At 47.7% G+C, this 18,970-nt stretch carries 22 protein-coding genes; 11 read left to right on the top strand and 11 right to left on the bottom strand.

The window, feature by feature from the left end:
• Positions 1-77: 77 nt before the first annotated feature.
• Entirely contained in the window at positions 78-350 is a 273-nt protein-coding gene (locus EQP46_RS10745; RefSeq protein WP_129493637.1) for a hypothetical protein, read from the top strand.
• Positions 351-443: 93 nt separating this feature from the next.
• Here EQP46_RS10745 and EQP46_RS10740 read toward each other — a convergent pair whose 3' ends face one another.
• Both EQP46_RS10740 and EQP46_RS10735 read right to left on the bottom strand, forming a co-directional pair.
• On the bottom strand, positions 444-917 hold the full coding sequence (locus EQP46_RS10740; protein ID WP_129493636.1) for a DUF3429 domain-containing protein: 474 nt from the start codon (positions 915-917) through the stop codon (positions 444-446).
• A gap of 138 nt (positions 918-1,055) precedes the next feature.
• Positions 1,056-1,319 (bottom strand): DUF5062 family protein, encoded by a 264-nt coding sequence (locus EQP46_RS10735; protein WP_129493635.1) that lies wholly within the window; start codon positions 1,317-1,319, stop codon positions 1,056-1,058.
• 703 nt (positions 1,320-2,022) lie between these two features.
• On the opposite strand from EQP46_RS10735, the gene EQP46_RS10730 reads away from it, so the two are divergent.
• The 5 genes from EQP46_RS10730 (at position 2,023) to EQP46_RS10710 (ending at position 7,339) form a co-directional block, all read left to right on the top strand.
• On the top strand, positions 2,023-3,975 hold the full coding sequence (locus EQP46_RS10730; RefSeq protein ID WP_129493634.1) for a PTS mannitol transporter subunit IICBA: 1,953 nt from the start codon (positions 2,023-2,025) through the stop codon (positions 3,973-3,975).
• Between the two features lie 129 nt (positions 3,976-4,104).
• Positions 4,105-5,253 carry a mannitol-1-phosphate 5-dehydrogenase gene (locus tag EQP46_RS10725; RefSeq protein WP_129493633.1) on the top strand — a complete coding sequence of 383 codons (1,149 nt, stop codon included), beginning with the start codon at positions 4,105-4,107 and terminating at the stop codon, positions 5,251-5,253.
• A 76-nt stretch (positions 5,254-5,329) separates the two neighbouring features.
• Entirely contained in the window at positions 5,330-5,860 is a 531-nt protein-coding gene (locus tag EQP46_RS10720) for an MltR family transcriptional regulator (protein ID WP_026025168.1), read from the top strand.
• A gap of 174 nt (positions 5,861-6,034) precedes the next feature.
• Positions 6,035-6,502: an ASCH domain-containing protein gene (locus EQP46_RS10715; protein ID WP_129493632.1), complete on the top strand. Its 468-nt coding sequence runs from the start codon at positions 6,035-6,037 to the stop codon at positions 6,500-6,502.
• Between the two features lie 24 nt (positions 6,503-6,526).
• Entirely contained in the window at positions 6,527-7,339 is an 813-nt protein-coding gene (locus EQP46_RS10710; protein WP_129493631.1) for a carbon-nitrogen hydrolase family protein, read from the top strand.
• An 82-nt stretch (positions 7,340-7,421) separates the two neighbouring features.
• Here the strand turns inward: EQP46_RS10710 and EQP46_RS10705 are convergent, their stop codons facing one another.
• From EQP46_RS10705 to EQP46_RS10690, 4 genes are all read right to left on the bottom strand, one after another.
• On the bottom strand, positions 7,422-8,297 hold the full coding sequence (locus EQP46_RS10705) for a drug/metabolite transporter permease (protein ID WP_167482761.1): 876 nt from the start codon (positions 8,295-8,297) through the stop codon (positions 7,422-7,424).
• A gap of 179 nt (positions 8,298-8,476) precedes the next feature.
• The gene (locus EQP46_RS10700; RefSeq protein WP_129493630.1) at positions 8,477-8,818 is read right to left on the bottom strand and encodes a Fis family transcriptional regulator; all 342 of its coding nucleotides are present in this window, start codon (positions 8,816-8,818) and stop codon (positions 8,477-8,479) included.
• A 67-nt stretch (positions 8,819-8,885) separates the two neighbouring features.
• Positions 8,886-9,344: a cupin domain-containing protein gene (locus EQP46_RS10695; RefSeq protein ID WP_129493629.1), complete on the bottom strand. Its 459-nt coding sequence runs from the start codon at positions 9,342-9,344 to the stop codon at positions 8,886-8,888.
• Positions 9,345-9,398: 54 nt separating this feature from the next.
• A complete protein-coding gene (locus EQP46_RS10690) occupies positions 9,399-9,959 on the bottom strand; it encodes an RNA methyltransferase (protein ID WP_158239736.1) in 561 nt (186 codons plus the stop codon).
• A gap of 270 nt (positions 9,960-10,229) precedes the next feature.
• Here EQP46_RS10690 and yqfB point away from each other — a divergent pair, with 270 nt between their 5' ends.
• The gene (yqfB, locus tag EQP46_RS10685) at positions 10,230-10,565 is read left to right on the top strand and encodes a N(4)-acetylcytidine aminohydrolase (protein WP_129493628.1); all 336 of its coding nucleotides are present in this window, start codon (positions 10,230-10,232) and stop codon (positions 10,563-10,565) included.
• A 63-nt stretch (positions 10,566-10,628) separates the two neighbouring features.
• Here yqfB and EQP46_RS10680 read toward each other — a convergent pair whose 3' ends face one another.
• Together EQP46_RS10680 and EQP46_RS10675 are read right to left on the bottom strand one after the other, a co-directional pair.
• Positions 10,629-11,876, bottom strand: coding sequence for a cysteine desulfurase-like protein (locus tag EQP46_RS10680; protein WP_129493627.1), 1,248 nt, complete (start codon positions 11,874-11,876; stop codon positions 10,629-10,631).
• The gene (locus EQP46_RS10675; RefSeq protein ID WP_129493626.1) at positions 11,854-12,489 is read right to left on the bottom strand and encodes a 2OG-Fe dioxygenase family protein; all 636 of its coding nucleotides are present in this window, start codon (positions 12,487-12,489) and stop codon (positions 11,854-11,856) included. Before EQP46_RS10675 ends, EQP46_RS10680 begins: the two co-directional genes overlap by 23 nt.
• 341 nt (positions 12,490-12,830) lie before the next feature.
• On the opposite strand from EQP46_RS10675, the gene EQP46_RS10670 reads away from it, so the two are divergent.
• Positions 12,831-13,967 (top strand): GNAT family N-acetyltransferase, encoded by a 1,137-nt coding sequence (locus tag EQP46_RS10670; protein WP_240671702.1) that lies wholly within the window; start codon positions 12,831-12,833, stop codon positions 13,965-13,967.
• 27 nt (positions 13,968-13,994) lie between these two features.
• Here the strand turns inward: EQP46_RS10670 and EQP46_RS10665 are convergent, their stop codons facing one another.
• Positions 13,995-14,561: a GNAT family N-acetyltransferase gene (locus EQP46_RS10665; RefSeq protein ID WP_129493625.1), complete on the bottom strand. Its 567-nt coding sequence runs from the start codon at positions 14,559-14,561 to the stop codon at positions 13,995-13,997.
• Between the two features lie 109 nt (positions 14,562-14,670).
• Positions 14,671-15,039, bottom strand: a complete 369-nt coding sequence (locus EQP46_RS10660) for a hypothetical protein (protein ID WP_017008682.1) — start codon at positions 15,037-15,039, stop codon at positions 14,671-14,673.
• A 519-nt stretch (positions 15,040-15,558) separates the two neighbouring features.
• On the opposite strand from EQP46_RS10660, the gene EQP46_RS10655 reads away from it, so the two are divergent.
• Entirely contained in the window at positions 15,559-16,572 is a 1,014-nt protein-coding gene (locus EQP46_RS10655) for an ArsJ-associated glyceraldehyde-3-phosphate dehydrogenase (RefSeq protein ID WP_129493624.1), read from the top strand.
• A gap of 24 nt (positions 16,573-16,596) precedes the next feature.
• Positions 16,597-17,826 carry an organoarsenical effux MFS transporter ArsJ gene (gene arsJ / locus EQP46_RS10650; RefSeq protein WP_129493623.1) on the top strand — a complete coding sequence of 410 codons (1,230 nt, stop codon included), beginning with the start codon at positions 16,597-16,599 and terminating at the stop codon, positions 17,824-17,826.
• A gap of 103 nt (positions 17,827-17,929) precedes the next feature.
• Here the strand turns inward: arsJ and EQP46_RS10645 are convergent, their stop codons facing one another.
• Positions 17,930-18,274, bottom strand: coding sequence for a hypothetical protein (locus EQP46_RS10645; RefSeq protein WP_129493622.1), 345 nt, complete (start codon positions 18,272-18,274; stop codon positions 17,930-17,932).
• Positions 18,275-18,734: 460 nt separating this feature from the next.
• Between EQP46_RS10645 and EQP46_RS24230 the strand changes: the two genes are divergently transcribed.
• Positions 18,735-18,902: a hypothetical protein gene (locus EQP46_RS24230; RefSeq protein ID WP_167482760.1), complete on the top strand. Its 168-nt coding sequence runs from the start codon at positions 18,735-18,737 to the stop codon at positions 18,900-18,902.
• Positions 18,903-18,970: the final 68 nt, after the last annotated feature.

Raw genomic sequence — 18,970 nt, 5'->3', positions numbered from 1 at the left:
GCTGTTAGGATCTCAACGGCTTTTCCCGTACCATACGCCTCAATGAGACTTATCAAGTGAGTGCAAGGCAATAAATCATGAATGATGACGATATTCTAACCAGCGAAAACCTTATTGAAATCGTTGAAAATCAACTAGAAGATAACAACCCTAAGAAAGTAAAAGAAACCCTGATGCGCTTGCGTATGACGGGAAGCACACAAGAAGAAGCGATTGAATTCATCGCGTGTGCGCTAATGGTTGAGATCTATGACGTTGCAAAGGGTGAAGGTGAATTCAACCTTAAACGTTACGAGCAGCACTTAGACATGTTGCCTGAAATGCCTTGGCAAGACGATTTGGAAGACTAAATCGACCTGTTAACATCGCAACACCTACGATGAAAAAAGCGCCTTTCGGCGCTTTTTTGTTTTCTGCGTTCGGTGTCGAGATGTCAGGCTCAATTACATGATTTGCGGTAAAACACCCGAACCCAAATCATATACCCAGTACCAAAGGAAACCGTGGCAAACCACGACCACGCAGGTCAACGCCAAGCGTAAGAAGGTGTACCAAAGCGGGTAAACGCCTTTAAACATCAAACCCACTTCCAATAAAAACAGAATCGCAAAAGAAGCCGTGAGTAAATAGAGTGATATAGGGTAAGGCATTAAGAGTGCGCCAACCGCCACCAGCGAAAACACGATGCCGACCGTTAACCCCTTCGTCGATTTCTCTTCCTTCGCTGCGTTCTTCGCATCGCTGATTGTCATTCCCCACACCGAGCCTGACAAAAAAGCCAAGATGATGGCGCTATACGTGAGGAAGGTGTAAGCGAGCTTTCCTTGCCAATCTAACGGCCAAACCGGTAGCAATACCCCAAATGCGAGAAAGGGAATCAGTCCCATCACGCCATAAATAAACGCTGTCTTTTTCATTCTTTGAATCCTTTATCGTTGAGACCTCAATAGCGCTACCGTTCTCTCCTTCGACGTTTGTGGTCCCGCACGGATTTTATTCTTCACGCATAGGCGCGGCTCAAATTTACCTAGGTATAAGAGCTTACCTACCGTTACTTAGTCACTCAATAGTGGGTGATTGTCAGGAAGTTGTTTCTGAATCCAAAGCACCAATTTATGTTTCATGTTCGGCCCATCTTCCTTATCTGTCGCTAACGGCGTCAGCACTTTGTCTTCCACCAACAAACGATAAATACACTCGATCTTTACTTTGTTAGACGTCCCATCATCAAAGTGTGCAAAACCCCTTTTCTCTGCGTACTGCTCGCCAATCTGAAGTGCTTTTTTCAGCAGTTGGGCTTCGTGCTTAATCTTTTTCATCCTGAGCCTCCAACATTTCGTGTGCTGCCAGCATAGCAGAGCAAACGCGCAACCGTTGTGACCATACACGAGAGGACTCAAAACTAATCTGAAAAACTATTTCGCTGTTGATAATAAAAGCATTTCTTAACACACGTTCCCCCAAAAGAAGTTGAACAATGACGTTTTGAGACAGCTATGGTTAAAGATGACGGGGTAAGTGCATGGTAGATGGGATGGGTCGACATTCAGAAAACAACGGATCCCCGCGCTCGAAAAGTGAATGATGTGTATAAAAATTACACAATGCATTCACAAGGAGAATGGGTGAATCACGTCACGAGGGATAAGCACATCACATAGTGATTAAAGTCACACTGATATCCCCATAAACCATAGCATTAATCATATTGGTGATATTCGTCACAATAAATATCAAATGACACCAGTCGATACATGTGACTTGCATCACTTTTAATTAAAGCCAAAAGCATTGACAAAATAAATAATGTAATTTTGAAATAAAACTACATGATAAATGCGGGACATCTCTCACTTTTAAACGCGAGGAGCAGGGAGTAATTGTGGAATTGATCACAAAAAACCCGTTATCAGTGACTGACGAATTTTGTGTGGTAATTTGAATTTCGAATACAAACAAATTTAACGGTTTTGGCGAACCGTTACACAAACTTCAACCAGGAACTTCAAACGGGTAACTTTTATGATATCACCAGATGTGAAGATCAAAGTACAAAATTTTGGTCGATTTCTCTCAAATATGGTTATGCCCAATATCGGTGCGTTTATCGCATGGGGCATTATCACTGCACTTTTCATCCCAACAGGCTGGCTTCCAAATGAAACGCTAGCGTCGCTTGTAGGCCCAATGATCACGTATCTATTGCCCCTTCTCATTGGTTATACCGGGGGTAAATTGGTCGGTGGTGATCGCGGTGCCGTCGTGGGTGCCGTCACGACGATGGGTGTCATCGTCGGTTCAGACATTCCCATGTTTATGGGCGCCATGATAGTGGGTCCAATGGGCGGCTGGGCAATCAAAACGTTCGATGCAAAATTTGAAGGCAAGGTAAAAAGCGGTTTCGAGATGTTGGTGAACAACTTCTCGTCTGGCATCATCGGCATGCTCTGCGCGATCATCGCTTTTTACTTGATTGGCCCTTTGGTGAAGGTACTTTCTGATGTACTCGCGGCTGGCGTAAACTTTTTGGTTGAAGTCCACCTTCTACCGCTAACCTCGATTCTTGTTGAACCTGCAAAAATCTTGTTCCTCAACAATGCAATTAACCACGGCATCTTCTCTCCGCTGGGTATTCAGCAAGCAGCAGAAACAGGAAAATCTATCTTCTTCCTCGTCGAAGCGAACCCAGGCCCTGGTATGGGTATCCTATTGGCGTACATGTTCTTCGGCCGTGGATTGGCAAAACAAACGGCAGGTGGCGCGTCTATCATCCAGTTCTTTGGTGGTATTCACGAAATCTACTTCCCTTACGTACTGATGAACCCACGTTTGATTCTGGCGGCCATTGCCGGCGGCATGACAGGCGTATTTGTTTTAAGCGTTTTTGATGCGGGCCTTGTTTCTCCTGCGTCACCAGGCTCTATCTTCGCCGTTCTTCTTATGACACCAAAGGGCTCACTGATTGGTGTATTACTCTCCATTGCCTCATCTACTGCTGTGTCATTTTTCGTGGCGTCTATCTTGCTAAAAGCACAGAAAGAGACGGATGAAGATGATGAAGACGCACTGACGAAAGCGACGTCAGACATCAAAGACATGAAAGCAGAATCAAAAGGTGTGAAAGCGCAAAACACTGCAAGTGCCAATGACTCCGTCAACCTATCTGCTGTGAAAAGCATCATTGTGGCATGTGACGCCGGCATGGGCTCAAGTGCAATGGGTGCGAGCCTACTGCGCAAGAAAGTCGAAGCAGCAGGCTTGGATATCAAGGTCACCAACCTTGCGATCAACAACCTACCTGCAGATGTCGATGTCGTTATTACGCACAAAGACCTGACGGACCGCGCAAAAACACACGCTGCACATGCAATGCATATCTCGCTACAAAACTTCCTTGATAGCGACGTTTACAACCAGTTAGTGACACAGCTACTGGCGGCTCAAGGCCCAAAGGCGGCAAATGACGCTGAGTACGTCAAAAAACCGCTACTTGCCGCCAATGATGAAACGCTCCAGCCCACCCCTGCACCTGCCTTCCAAATTGAGAAGAAGAACGTGCACCTTGGCTTGAGCGCTGCCACGAAAGAAGACGCAATCCGTTTTGCTGGCGAACAGCTGGTAGCACTGGGTTACGTAGAAGCCGAGTACGTTGATGCCATGTTCGAACGCGAAAAAATGGTCTCTACCTACTTGGGCGAATCTATCGCCGTCCCGCACGGCACCATCGCCGCAAAAGACAAAGTGAAGAAAACAGGCATTGTCATCTGCCAATACCCTGCCGGCGTGCAGTTCACAGATGACGAAGATGATGTTGCGAAACTCGTGATTGGCATCGCCGCCAAAAACGATGAACACATTCAGGTGATCACAGCAATCACCAATGCGCTGGATGACGACGACGCCATTGAACGTCTCACCTCCACGCAAGATGTCAGCGAAGTGCTCGCGATACTGTCTTCGAGCCAAGCCGCATAAGGTGTTGGTCAGCGTTAATCCGGTATCACGCAGAGATTTTCGCTGACCACCCCATCATCGAACACACAAAGAAAACTTGTGTATGAGCAGGTTTCTTTTACAACGTCTTCCTTTGGCGAGGATCAGAACATGAAAAAAGCCGTACATTTTGGTGCAGGGAATATAGGTCGTGGTTTTATCGGAAAACTGTTGGCTGACTCCAACGTCGCAGTGACATTTGCAGACGTAAATGGCCCCTTGGTTGACCAACTCAGCCATGATCAACAATACAATGTCCGTGTTGTCGGTAAAGAAAGTAAAATTGACGTGGTCAATCACGTGACAGCGGTGAACTCCATGAGTCCAGAGCTCATCGAACAAATCGCCACAACGGATTTAGTCACAACCGCAGTGGGTCCAAATGTGCTAGATAAAATCGCACAGACCATTGCTAGCGGCCTTAAGAAACGTTTTTCCACTGGCAACATGACACCGCTTAACATCATCGCGTGCGAAAACATGGTACGCGGCAGTACACACCTGAAAGGTGAGGTATATAAACACCTTGATGAGAAAGATCAACAATATGCCGACAACTTGGTGGGCTTTGTTGATTCGGCCGTCGATCGCATCGTTCCCCCGATGGAGGCAGCGAATGACGACCCTTTAGAGGTCACGGTTGAAAGCTTCAGCGAGTGGATAGTCGACGACCAGCAATTCAAAGGGGAAGTCCCAGACATTGCTGGCATGGAGAAAACCAGCAACTTAATGGCATTTGTGGAGCGTAAGCTCTTTACCTTGAACACGGGCCATTGCATTACCGCGTATCTTGGCTGCCTGAAGGGCCACCGAACCATTCGGGAAGCCATCAGCGACCCGATGATCCGCAATGACGTAACACAAGCCATGATGGAAAGCGGCGAAGTGCTCATTCAACGCTACGGCTTTGATAGAGAACGCCACTATGCATACATCGACAAAATTCTAGAACGCTTTGCGAACCCGTTTTTGGTTGATGATGTCTCACGTGTAGGCCGCGAACCCCTCAGAAAACTTGGCGAGAACGATAGATTAATCAGACCATTACTCGGTACAATGGAGTACAACACCTCAAATGAGGCTCTAGTGAAAGGCATTGCGGCTGCGCTCAAGTATACAAACGATACGGATCCGCAAGCCATTGAACTTCAATCATTCCTAGAGAAAAACGGTGTGGTTAAAACGCTTGCGCACTTTTCCGGATTAGATGAAAACGGCAAAGAGGCGGAGAGCATTGAGTCAATCTACCACCAGCTTTAAACGCATTCGCAAAGCGGATGAAAAAACAGAGAGGGAGCGCAAGCTCCCCTACCTAAACATGATGTTTAAGGACAAGATGCCAGCACCCATTGACGAAGCAGATATTTTAGAAAGGCTCAACGCAGCACCGTCTGTTCGTGGCTTTTTCATCACGGCGGTAGATGTCTTCAGCGAGGCTATTGATGCGTTAGTACAACGTATTTTTCGTAAAGACGATTTTGCCGTGAAATCTGTTGTCGGGCCATTGCTCGAAGACTCCGGTCCGTTAGGTGATCTTTCCGTTCGATTAAAGCTATTGTTTGGCTTAGGCGTGCTGCCTAGCGAATTGTTTGAAGACATCAACGATGTGATCAAGCTAAGAAACGAGCTCAACAACGACATGGAAGAGTACAGCTTCACTGACCCTTTCATTCTCAATGCCATCAAGAACCTTCACTTAGTCAATAAAATGGGCATGGTTCGACTTGATATACAAGAACCAGATGATGATGTTGACGTCATGTTTTATCAGCTTCAACTCAAACGCCAGCAGCAAATGATTGCCTCGGGTCTGTCACTTGCCATTGTCGAAATCTGCAATGAATTAAACCGCGAAAGCCCCTTCTAAACCGGGTAACAACCTCTCTTCCTTTTGTTACATTTACTACTCAACATTTAACATCATCTTACATTTTGCTTGGCAACAATGAAGTTATTACGCAGACGCGAAATATCGCTTCCGGTAGGATAACAGACGCTATTTATTCTCCTCTTTTTCCCAACACGAGTAATACTTCACACCATGGACGACAGAAGTCAGCATTTTCTAAACCAATATTTGAGGACGCTTTCTGACATAGAGCGCGCCAATCATACTTCCTTTTCTTCTGATTACTTTTGCGCAGACGCTCTCAACGCCAACCTTTGCGCCGACCTCATCCGACGCGGAGAAAAACGCGCATCGTGCAGCTTAGAACACTGGTATTCGCACAAAAATGAACCTCGCCCACAAATTGGACATCTTCAGGTCGTTACCGATTGGTCTGGAGAACCTAAGTGCATTGTTGAAATCCAATCTGTTGAATCTTGCCCTTTCAATCAAGTGACAGAGGAATTTGCCGCCTTAGAAGGAGAAGGTGACAAAACCTACGCTTGGTGGCGAGACGCCCATTGGGCATTTTTCAGCAAGGAATGCGCAGAGCTCGGCATTGAAATGCGCGAAGATACCATGCTCGTATTAGAGCGATTTCATGTGGTTTATCGCGGCTAATCGCGCGAATCGAAGGACATAAGAATGAAGAAGAATTTACGCATTGCGTTGGCACAACTCAACGTAACCAAAGGCAACATCCGCGCGAACCTACAACAGCACATTGAACTCATCGAGCTTGCAGCAGAGCAGCATGCCAATGTGATTGTCTTTCCAGAGTTATCGTTAACTGGCTACGAACCCGAGTTGCTTGCAGAGCTTGCTTTTACGCCAACCGACGAGAGTGTGTTGGCCTTATCTCGCCTAGCGACCTATCACAACATGACCATTATTTGCGGCCTGCCGTTTAAAAACGAAAGCAGCGCAGATGACGCCCAAGCTAAGCCGTATATCGCTGCCGCGATCTGTCAGCCTTCGCGAACAGTGAGTTTCTATAAAAAGCAGTACCTTCACGAAGGGGAAACCGCTTTTTGTGCTCCAGGGCATGACAACGTGATGTTATCCGTCAAAGGCAACAAACTTGCGCTCGCGATTTGTGCAGATTTCAGTGAACCGCAACACGCAAAAGATGCGCGAGAGAATGGTGCTGATATTTACCTTGTCTCGGCACTCATTTCCCACAATGGCTACGAAAATGACGGCCAATTGCTTGCAGATATTGCTCGAACGCACCACTTCCCTGTTTTGCTTTCCAACTTTGTTGGCGACACGGGTGGATGGCAAGCTGCAGGACAAAACCGAGTTTGGGACGTGAATGGCGATAAATCCGAAAAGGGTTGCACCATACTTAACGGTATTCTTCTGTGCAGCCTTACAGGCAGTGATCTCTTGTCCTCCCAGTTTCATCCGGGCACAACTCGGCCAATGGTTGAAGACCCTTCCGCCGTGATCGCCTAACACAAAAGAGGCGAGCCTAAGCTCGTCTCTCGTCTCTCGTCTCTCGTCTCTCGTCTCTCGTCTCTCGTCTCTCAGCACACTGTCACTGGCTCAGCTCTTCCAGCACATCTGTGCGCTCCGTTTTGCTTTTGTAGTTCGACACCATCGCGCCCAGCGTCACTAAGACCACCGCCACCACCAAATTCATAGACCAATCCACCAGCCCTGCGAGAGACAATGCAAACGACGATAACAGCGGCGTGCTAAAGCTCAGAGAGGCCAACAATTGTCGATTGCCTCGCTTCATTCCCACGTCCCACAAGTAAAATGCGCCACCAACCGGCCCCAAGCCCAACAAAACCACACCCAGCACTTCAAGCCATGAGAAATCCCAATGACCTTGCTCTAACGAGAAGTGCGCCGCGAATGAGAGCAGAGCAACCGCCGCAGACAGCCAACCAATGTCATCAACGTGATTGTTGGACGTCGATAAATACCATGAGAAAGAAGACCAAATAAGCGCACAACACATCGACAAGGCATAGCCCTTCATATAACTGCCGTTCAGCACTAACTCACCGTCTCCGACAATGATAAACGCGATGCCTACAAAGCCCAGCGTCCCGCCCAATAGCGCTTGAACCAGCTGATTTCTCGACGCGACAAACACGGTTAATAACAAGGGCCATAAATACACAATCAAGCTGACTTCAATGGCGGGGGCAAACTTGATCGCCATGAAGTAACAGAAATGGAAGCCGAACAGCCCTGCTATGCCGAAAAGCCACTGGCGCACAGTGAGAGTGGGCAAGGTCAACAGGGGTTGTTTCATCACAACGCGTTTCGCCACCATCAAACATGCAGAGAGAGAAAAACACAACGCAAGAAGCTGAAACGCCGGAATACTCGACATCATCGTGCCCAATAGCGCCAGAACACACCAAAGAATGGTTGCGCTGATACCCATTACTGAAGCCATGCTGTTAACCCTTTTCCTTGTTTGCCATTAGTGGCCGAATCGATAGGAAAAGCGTAACAGCGAATTACAAGAGTGATTGTGCAGGAAAGACGCTCTGTTTGGCTGAAAAGATAGAAATAGGGTCTAAACGCAATGCATGCGCAACACAAGGGGGTCGGTGACGTGATTAATGGCAGACGTTACGCCAAACGCTTCGCCCAGTTTCCATCATGGACGTTCGTGCAGCTTTCTTCCGAGTCGAAAAAGACATGACGAGCCATGTTTTTAACCGGAATCCCGAGATTGTTCAGTGTCGATTGAATCAACGACACGAGCTTGTTCTGCTCATTGCTCTCAGAAAAGGCCGCCAGTTGCGCATTGGTATCAAACACACAGGTGATTTTTAAGCTCTGTGGGAAAAATGAATAGTTAACGGTATGCGTGAGCCATTGAAACCCGTCTATGTCTGTTAGCGCCGCTTCACACACGTTCGTGAGCGCGATACGCAGTTCATTGTCCATTTTCTTGTCTGTTTTACGCATGCTCGTTGTTACCTCACGATGTTATTACGGATTATCATTATACCCAAACAACCTGAAGATGCAGGATTCAGCGAGATTGGCTGAGATCTTGTTGGATCAGTGCGATGGCACGCTCGATGCGATGATCCATTTTCAATGCGCATTGCTGAGTAGATAACAACTGCTCAAGCAGCACAAAACAATGGCTTTCCAATGTCGCGCTCACTTCGAACGCGAGTTGCTTTTCAAGGAATTGAAGGAAGGCGAACAAGGTAGGGCTAATGGCGAACTTGGCACGTTCAGCATTTTCGAGGTTGGTTGGCAGAGTATCGAGATCTACCACAATAAAACGCGCAGCTTCATCTGCTTTGAACTCGTGGTGATGTTCAGCGCGAACAATCACACAATCGCCAGCACTGACCAACCCCGCATACTCACCAACACGAATGTCGATAGAGCCATGCAACGGCAACACCAACTGATGGTAGCTGTGTGCATGGCCATGAGCTTGGCGCGTGTATGAACGAATAGAAACGTGCTTGATCATACCTTGCAGACTCCCTGTCATTGCGTCGGCGGTCACAGTGGCAATGGCTCGGCGTTACGGCTTTTTCACGCTCAGCGTATTGCGGTTATCACGGCTAGAAAGAATTAAATCATCGCCAAGTTCAATGTTCTCCGCTTTTGCCAAACGGTCGTAAAGAAGCACATTCACCGACGCGGCAAGGTTCATGCAACCTACCGTCGGCACATACACAACATGATCCGCTCTGTCTGCCACGTTCTGCGCAATCGAACCGTCTTCTGGCCCGAAAATGTAAATCGCTTTTTCTGGGTGAACAAAATGTGGCAGCGGCTGCGCGCCGAGTGCCAATTCAACACAAACAATTTTCATGTCTGCGGGTAAATCATCCAGAAACGATTCCACCGCCGTCAGTGGAATGGTGTCAGCGGCACTTTTCGTGTCGGTGTAGAATTTGACCGCCCTGTCATAACGTTGTCCCGTGTATCGCACTTCATCCGCTTGGTAGCAGCCGGCAGCGCGCATCACAGCGCCCACGTTTTCTGGGCTTTTAGGGTTACTTAATCCAATGATGACGGTCGATTCTTTCAACGTGTTCTTCTCTTCTATCGCGGGTTGTGCCCAAACAAGGGGCGGCATTCTAACAAAGCCACGGACGTTTCCCCACACTGTTTCCAGGTTACGCGACGATTTCTTTCTTCAACGGTACAAATTACAAACATTTCTCTCCCCAATTTACCACCCACTTCCCCTCTATCGCCCGTCGTTCACCCGTCTACCCCCGCTCTATCAACCCGCTTCTTTCGCCTGTTTTTAGGAGTATGCATAGAGGTGAAATTTGTTGACGCACTTTGTTATACAATGTGTTTTAATGCGCCACTTTGAATTTAGTAAAGACAGGCTCGACTTGTGAATCAAGCACCGACGAAAATTACCTTTTTTGGCTGGCTTACGCCGCTGATCGTAAGCGGAAAGAAAACCATCACCATCCGTGATAAATCGGAAAGCCATTATGTGCCGGGCACGCGAGTAGATGTGCACACGTTAGAAACCGACGAATATGTCTGTAAGATCGACATTGAGTCCGTTACTGAAATCACCTTTGATGACATCGGTGAAGAGCACGCAGCGCAAGAGTTTTTACCACTTGATGAGCTAAAGCCACTCATCCGCAAAATCTACCCGAATGACGATGTCTTCTACGTCATCAGCTACGCGCTCGTAAGCGAAAAAAGCGCAGAATAAAGAAAAGGCCGACGCAGGGTAAACGCCGCGTCGGCCTTTTTGTTTCTGTTGAACGGCGTAAACTCAACGCTTGAGCACCGTTTTTAGTGCATCAAAAAAGCGATCAATTTCTTGATGCGTGTTGTAGTGCATCACACCCGCCCGCAAAATTCCGCCCTTCTCGGTCACGTCGAATGCATCCGTCAGCTTGTCTGCATACAAATGTCCGCTCCACACGTAAATCTGCTGCTTACCCAACGCCTCAGCCACGTCTGCAGGGTCAATATCGCCAAAGCGTAACGCAAACGTCGCGGTGCGCCCTTCAACGCCGTCGTTACCGTACAAGGTGACACCATCAAGGGAATCCAACTGCGCTAGGAAGTAACGGGCAAGCGCCGACTCATACGCAGAAATTTCCTTGTATGCCGTTTCCAGCTTCTCACGTAACGTCTCTCCGTCGCCAAGAGACGCAATATACTCAACCGCAGCAATGAACCCACTCAAGGCTTCAAAGTTAAGCGTACCCGTTTCCCAACAGTTTGGAGGTGTACTCGGTGCAGGTTCAACTTTGTAGGGTGCAACACTCGACATCCATTCATGCTTTCCATACAGGAAACCAAGGTGTGGCCCGTAGAATTTGTACGCAGAACCCGCAAGAAAATCCACGTCCAACGCCACCACATCCACCAACTGATGCGGCAGTAAATGCACGGCATCCACGAACACTTTCGCCCCCACACGATGGCACTTTTCAATGGCCGCCTTTAAATCCGTGATCGTGCCTGTGATATTGCTGGCCGCGGTTAATGCCACCAAGCGTGTCTTTTCACTCAGCAGCGCATCTAATGCGTCAAGATCTAACGCGCCAGTGCGATCCTTAATCGGCAAGTGGTGGACATTTACGCCTCTGTCATTCGCCGCCATGATCCAGCTTGATCGGTTCGCACCATGATCTGCCGCAGTGACGATCACTTCGTCACCCGCTTGCCACTCTTGGCTCAATGCACGGCTGAAACTGAACGTTACCGAGGTCATGTTCGCACCGAAGAAAACAGTGTCTGGCGATGCTGCGCCCACCAATGTCGCGGCGTATTCCCGCGCCTTTGCCACCACATCCACGGTTTCACGGCTAACAGTAAATTTTCCACCAAGATTGGAATTACCCGCACGCAAATAGTCGCTGATAGCATCAATCACGCGCTCAGGAAGTTGGGTGCCACCCGGGCCATCAAGATAGACGGGATGAGAGCCCTCAATTTCTCGCTGCAACGCAGGAAACTGGCGGCGCAGTTGTTCAATGTTTGTAGCATTAAGCGGTAAAGACAAAGACATCGCGAATCCCCTCTTCGCCTGATTGGCTGGATAGTGTTTCAGATATGTGGTGGTAGTAGCGCGCATCATCCAGAATGATGAACTGATTAGGTTCCAGAACCGTATTCAGGTGTGGATGCTGATCCACCGGAGAGGTGAAGATTTGCGTGAATCCCCCCGCGATGTTTTTGCGTTGCACACAGAAAATGCCAACAAAGCGAAATCCATCTTGGTGAATGCCTTCAGGCGCGGGGGCAGACGTATCATCCACCGAGCAGGTGACGCGAATTTGGTGAACATCCACTTGTGTGCCGTCTTTCTCGATGCCAGTGGCACTGGCGAAAGATTTCAGTAAATGTTGAAACGCCTGAGTATTAATCATGTCGTCAGACATAGGCGCAAACTCCCGCAGAACATCACCGACCACGCGGTTCACGTCGGAAGATTGCATAAAGGGGGCGTGTGCTAATCGCGAGATCTCGCCAGACGATGAAAGCGAAAAACGCGCATAGCTTCTAAAGCGCACATCACTGTCCACATACGGGTCACGTTCTAGCGAAGAAAAATAAGGCGTGAGTGTGTCAGCAACTTCAGAAGGTGTCTGAAATGCTTCAATTAAAAAGGTGTTTTGCATATCCCATTCCTTTTGATGACAAAACAAAGCCCGACATGTTAATGGGTCGTTAACCTTATACTATGCCAACAAACAACACCCTAACAACACTTAAATCCATTTATGAGCATATATTCCAGTTTATAATTTTACATAAAGTCGAAACTGAAACATCATGAAGCGAACAGGGATAAATATAGTGTTTTGTACCATGGTTGAGAGTATTCAAGAACCTCTATGCTTTTCCCGAAACCTTTAGTTTCTATTGGTTGTATTTCTGTCTGATATCTCGTTCACTATCACTGCTGAATTTCACTATTAACAATAAAATCAACAATGGAGTGATTCAAAAGCTGATGACCATGGAATGTAAGGTAATCTCGACAATCGAAGAATTTGGTAAAGAGGCGTGGAACGCGTTGCTACCTAGTGATTATCCGTTTATTCAGTATGAATTTTTCTATTCACTTGAAAAGAGCCAAGCCGTAGGCGCCAAAACTGGCTGGTTCCCGCAATACATTGGTGTATACCGTCACCAAACACTCATCGGTATCGCTCCCTGCTTTATCAAAGCACATCCTTATGGTGAGTATGTGTTTGACTGGTCATGGGCAGAAGCCTATGAAGATGCAGGCATGGAGTATTATCCCAAACTCGTCTGCGCAATTCCGTTTACGCCTTCCTCAGGCCCGCGTCTACTTGTGTCCGCGAATGAAGACAGTGCCGAGATTTACCAACATTTACTGAGCGCCATGCAAACGCTCGCTCAGCAGCGAAAGTGTTCTGGTGTTCACGTTTTATTCCCATCAAGCACCTTGTGTGACACCTTGAAAGAGAACGGGTTCTTGGAACGCCGCGACGTCCAATTCCACTGGCTGAATCGGGGCTATACCTGTTTTGATGATTTCATGGCCATGCTCACCTCACGCAAACGCCGCACCATTCGCAAAGAACGTCAAAGCATTGGTGACCAAGGGGCAACCGTCCATGTGTTAGAAGGGGATGCGATCACCAGTGCGCATTGGGATGTCTTCACCCACTTTTATCAAATGACCTACCTAAAACGCTCAGGGCATACCGGCTATTTAAACAGTGAATTTTTCCACCATCTCGGTGAAACCATGTTAGACAAAGTGGTATTGGTATTTGCTGAAGCCTACGGCGATTACGTGGCGGGCGCGCTTTACATCAAATCGAATGACACGCTGTTCGGCCGCTACTGGGGAAGTTTGTCAGATTTCGAAAACCTGCATTTTGAATTGTGTTACTACCAAGGGATTGAGTACTGCATAACGCACGGCATCACCACCTTTGATGCAGGTGCACAAGGTGAACACAAGTTGATTCGAGGGTTTGAGCCTGTGATTACCTATTCTGGACACTACCTTTCGCACCCAGGTTTCCATGACGGGATTGCAGAGTATCTCACGCGCGAACATGACATGATCCAACAATACTACGACGACGCATTCCAACACCTGCCCTACAGAAAGGCGTAATGCTTACATTCAGGCTTATCGCGCCACTCAGTCCGATGTGCGGTGCAGTTTATGCCACATCTGTGAAGTCATTTCGTAAAGGCAGTGCTCTGAAAGCGGATGGCTAGCAGCAATACTGGGATGAAAAAACTGAAATTGCGTATCACGCATACCCAGTTTTTTCATTACCGCTTGTGATGGCGTGTTTTCTAGCACAGTGAATGACACGACGCGTTGAAGTTGGCTTTCCTCGAACCCAGCACGTAATACTTCGTTGGCTGCTTCTGTGGCATAACCTTGGCGGTGAAACGCCGAGGCGATACGCCAACCAATCTCATACACGTATTCACCCATCACTTGATAATCAGTGAAATTGATGCCGACAGTGCCGATCAATTCGCCTGTCGATTTCAAGGTGACCGCCCAATAGGAAATCCCGGTTTCGTCCCACTTATTGGCGATACGCAATAAGGTGTCGTCACTTTGGCTGTGAGTTAGCGTGGCAGGAAAGTAGCGCATGACAAACGGGTCTGCGTTCATCGCAGCAAAAGGCTCTCGATCCTTTTCCTGAAAACGCCGTAAAACCAGACGTTCAGTATGAAGCTCTTTTCCCATTTAATTCCTTGCAAGTCAGAAACTAGGCACAAAAAAAGGTGGCTAATAAGCCACCTTTCTAACTATAGGCGAACGTTAACAAAATGCGCACGTTAACGATTGATTGTGTTTACGTTGTTTGCAAACGCGCTTTCACTGCCGCCATTCGGGTTTGCACAAATTCGCGGTACTTAAAGTAGCCGTAAGTCGCGACCAAAGAGAAGAACAGGTACGACAGAGCAAAGACGAAAGGTGATGTGATCAATTCGCGCTCAAGGCTCCACATCACGCCGAATACAGTGATACCCATTTTGACTGCAAATCCTGAAATCAGAAGCAGCAGCGCCAATTGTGGATAATTTGTATGGCGGAAGCTCAGCCAATAACAACACCCAACAGCAACCGTTGCGAGAGAAAATCCAACCATATAGGAATGGACATGCTCACCCGCGAGGATGCCGCCAACAACAGACAGAAAAACAACCAAGAAGAAGGCCATTTCTACTCCAAAATGAGAGTTAAATAAAACATTAAGCAAACTTTGCTCACCTGGAGCGTATTTTTACACATTTCTGTTCCGACCGCTAAGGGGTGATTATTTACATTTACGTTACACTTTTATACAAAATCAGGCGGTTATAAAATCATAACTGCTTTATTTATTGGAAGATTCTCTGTAGAGAACACGTTAATAAATTGTTTATTTGTTGCAACTGGAAACCTTTTGTTACGATTATGATGAAGTTTTATGCGATGAATACAATGAAATTGTCAGCAACTGATAAGTAATCGCGGTCTTTATCTTTACTTTGAATGGAGAGTGTTGCTTTGAATTGCATTATTTAGACGACACACCATACGCATTTTCTGACAGCACATGCCAAGATGAAGCACCACACAGGCTCTTTTTACCTTTGTCGTTAAAACTTCACTTTACATATGAAAAAACGAATATATGATTTTCCATATGTAAATCCCGCACCTTTAGACTGCGCATTCAGCGAAGAAGGAAAACGCAATGACAATTAAGATCGGTATCAATGGATTCGGCCGCATGGGTCGCCTTACGTTCAGAGCAGCATTCAACCAAGCGGATGTCGAATTCATTCGCATTAATGACCCTGCTGGCGACGCTGCAACCCTCGCCCATCTGATCAACTTCGATTCCGTTCACGGCCGTTGGGAACATGAAGCCATTGCCGATGGACAAAACATGGTGATTGGCGAGAACTCCATTCAGTGCACACAAAACAGTGCCATTGGTGATACTGATTGGTCTGATTGCGATATCGTAATTGAAGCGTCTGGTAAGATGAAAACCAAAGCGCTACTGAATGCCTACCTAGAACAAGGTGTGAAGCGCGTTGTTGTTACTGCCCCTGTCAAAGAAGATGGCGTACTTAACGTTGTGATGGGTGTTAACCACCATGAATACGATGCAGACAACCATCCTATCGTGACGGCAGCCTCGTGTACCACCAACTGTCTTGCACCTGTGGTTAAAGTGATTCATGAGAAGCTCGGCATTGTGCACGGCTCAATGACCACCATTCATGACATCACCAACACACAAACCATCATCGACGCGCCGCACAAAGATCTGCGCCGTGCACGCGCATGCGGTTCCTCATTGATCCCAACGACCACAGGCTCAGCGACGGCTATCACCCACATTTTCCCAGAGCTAAAAGGTCGCCTGAACGGCCACGCTGTTCGTATTCCGCTTACCAACGCCTCACTGACCGATTGCGTCTTCGAAGTCAGCCGTGCCACCACGGAAGAAGAAGTGAACGCATTCTTGAAAGACGCCACAAACAGCGAACTGAAAGGCATTCTTGGTTACGAAGAGCGCCCGCTGGTATCGATTGATTACAAAACAGACCCGCGCTCAGGCACCATTGATGCCCTGTCCACAATGGTCATTAACGGCACACAGGTAAAACTGTACGTTTGGTATGACAACGAGTGGGGCTACGCGAACCGTACTGCAGAGCTAGCACTCATGGTCGGCCGCCAAGACAAAGCAAAATAAGCGTAGACGGGAAGAGACTTCACCATGCCATTCGCTTCACTCTCCACTGAGATAAAGCAGTATCTCATTGTTACAGGCAACTACTGGGCATTCACGCTGACCGACGGCGCATTGCGCATGTTGGTTGTGCTGCATTTTAACGCGCTGGGTTACAGCCCGTTGGAAATCGCCATGCTGTTTTTGTTTTACGAGTTCTTTGGTGTTGTCACTAACCTTGTTGGTGGTTGGCTTGGGGCACGTATTGGCCTAAACCGCACCATGAACATTGGCCTTGGTTTGCAGATCGTCGCGCTCGGTATGCTCATGGTACCTGCGGGCATGTTAACCGTTGCTTGGGTGATGGCCGCGCAAGCCTTGTCAGGCATCGCCAAAGATCTCAACAAAATGAGTGCGAAAAGCGCAGTGAAAACCCTGGTGCCTGAGAATGCCGAAGGCACGCTCTACAAATGGGTAGCAGCACTGACAGGGTCGAAGAACGCACTGAAAGGGGCTGGCTTCTTCCTGGGTGGCGCATTGCTGTCGGTACTCGGTTTCCAAGGGGCAGTTGCAGCAATGGCCGCCATGCTTCTGGTCGTGTGGATCAGCAGCTTACTGTCATTGAAAGCCGAACTTGGCACATCGAAAAGCAAACCTAAGTTCACCCAGATTTTCTCGAAGAGCGTGCCCGTTAACGTGCTGTCTGCTGCGAGAATGTTTCTGTTCGGTGCGCGTGACGTGTGGTTTGTGGTTGCGCTTCCCGTGTTCTTAACCAGTCAACTCGGTTGGGACCACTGGTACGTGGGAGGGTTTCTTGCCGCTTGGGTGATTGCCTATGGCATCGTTCAGGGCTTTGCGCCAAAAATCACAGGCAAAGCACAAGGGAAGACGCCAGATGGTCGCTCAGCGATGTATTGGGCGGCTGGCCTCGCCATTATTCCGGCCTTGATTGCCATCGCGCTCAACCACTCTCTCGCACCTGAAATCTCCATTGTGGTGGGCCTATTGGTGTTTGGTGGCGTCTTCGCAATCAACTCGTCATTGCACAGCTATCTCATCGTGAGTTATGCCCGCAGCGATGGCGCGTCGCTGGATGTTGGCTTCTATTACATGGCGAATGCCTTGGGTAGATTGTTCGGCACCTTGCTTTCAGGCTGGGTCTACCAAGCTTATGGCCTAGAAGCGTGTCTGTGGATTTCGGCTGCCATGCTGACAACTGCCAGCGTGGTTTCCTATTGGCTTCCTCGCCAAATTGAGGCGAAGACACACGCCTCGTAATCCCATCGCATGACGTGTTTTTCTCTAAAAAAAAGAGGTTGGACAATGTCCAACCTCTTTTTCGTTGTCTAGACACCACGAGCAATGCGCGGTATTACCAGCATTAGGCGATGGAAAGCATTGCCTCAGACGCCACTTTATCGTGATAGGCCTTATTCAACGCACTCACCTCGACAACAGGCCCTAGCATCTTCACGCGCATTAATGCGCCATGAGAGCCAGAGATTTCCGCAACACGCCCCTCGGAGTAGTCACTCTGGTAAGGGAAGGTTTCAATCGCAAGGTGAAGAAGGTTTAACTCTTGTCGGCGCACAGAAAGAAAAGAACGCCACATCAGCGCATCAAACACTTCGGCTGTGTTGTATGCCCGAATAACAAAACGCCACCCTCTATCTTCGCCATAAAAATCCAGCGGAAACATTTTTCGGATTCGTTTTTTGATTTTCAAACTTGTATCTCTTTTCCAACGAAAACTGGATGCACACACGATCTGAGTATAGAGACAGATTCAAAGCTCGCCATGAAACACACTTAAATAAAGTCTTGTTTTAATTGGCATCAATCCTTTCAATTTCGATAATTTGGGTCTAATGACCCAGCAGAATCGACTGCGCTAAGCCCCGAAAAAATCTCATTAACGGGAATAATCGCCAACAATGACACGCTCGTCTGTTCAGTTGATACACTAATAAATTAAAAACACGGTATGTTGTTGGTCAGATATACTTATTGGATTGATACTACTCTGGTCTGAATCTTTTCTCGCACGCGTGAGGCTTGCATTTTAACGCCTTAAAACCAAACATTTTGACAAAACAAGGCATGGCCATCACAGCGACACGACATCAGCGTGCACATTAACACGACCCATTATTACGGGTCGGATTGACAGGGAAGCGGCATTCTACATGAAATTAAAGATATTCCGATGGATTATCGTTGTTGTGCTTGTGATTGGTGCGTTTGTACTCGGCATCGAATTCCAAAAATTTACCGAGCCTGATTCCTGCCTTGATATGGGCGGTGATAGGAGTATTGGCAGCCATCAAATATGCATCTCCACTGATCACGACTAATTCATCTTCGAAACAGTCGCGAAAGTCCGCGCCAAACATATGCCAACATAAGAATAACATTTTCGCTG

Source organism: Enterovibrio baiacu (assembly GCF_004120195.1).
Taxonomy (GTDB): domain Bacteria; phylum Pseudomonadota; class Gammaproteobacteria; order Enterobacterales; family Vibrionaceae; genus Enterovibrio; species Enterovibrio baiacui.
Note: the sequence above shows the minus strand (reverse complement) of the source record. Positions and strands in the feature narration are given on the sequence as shown.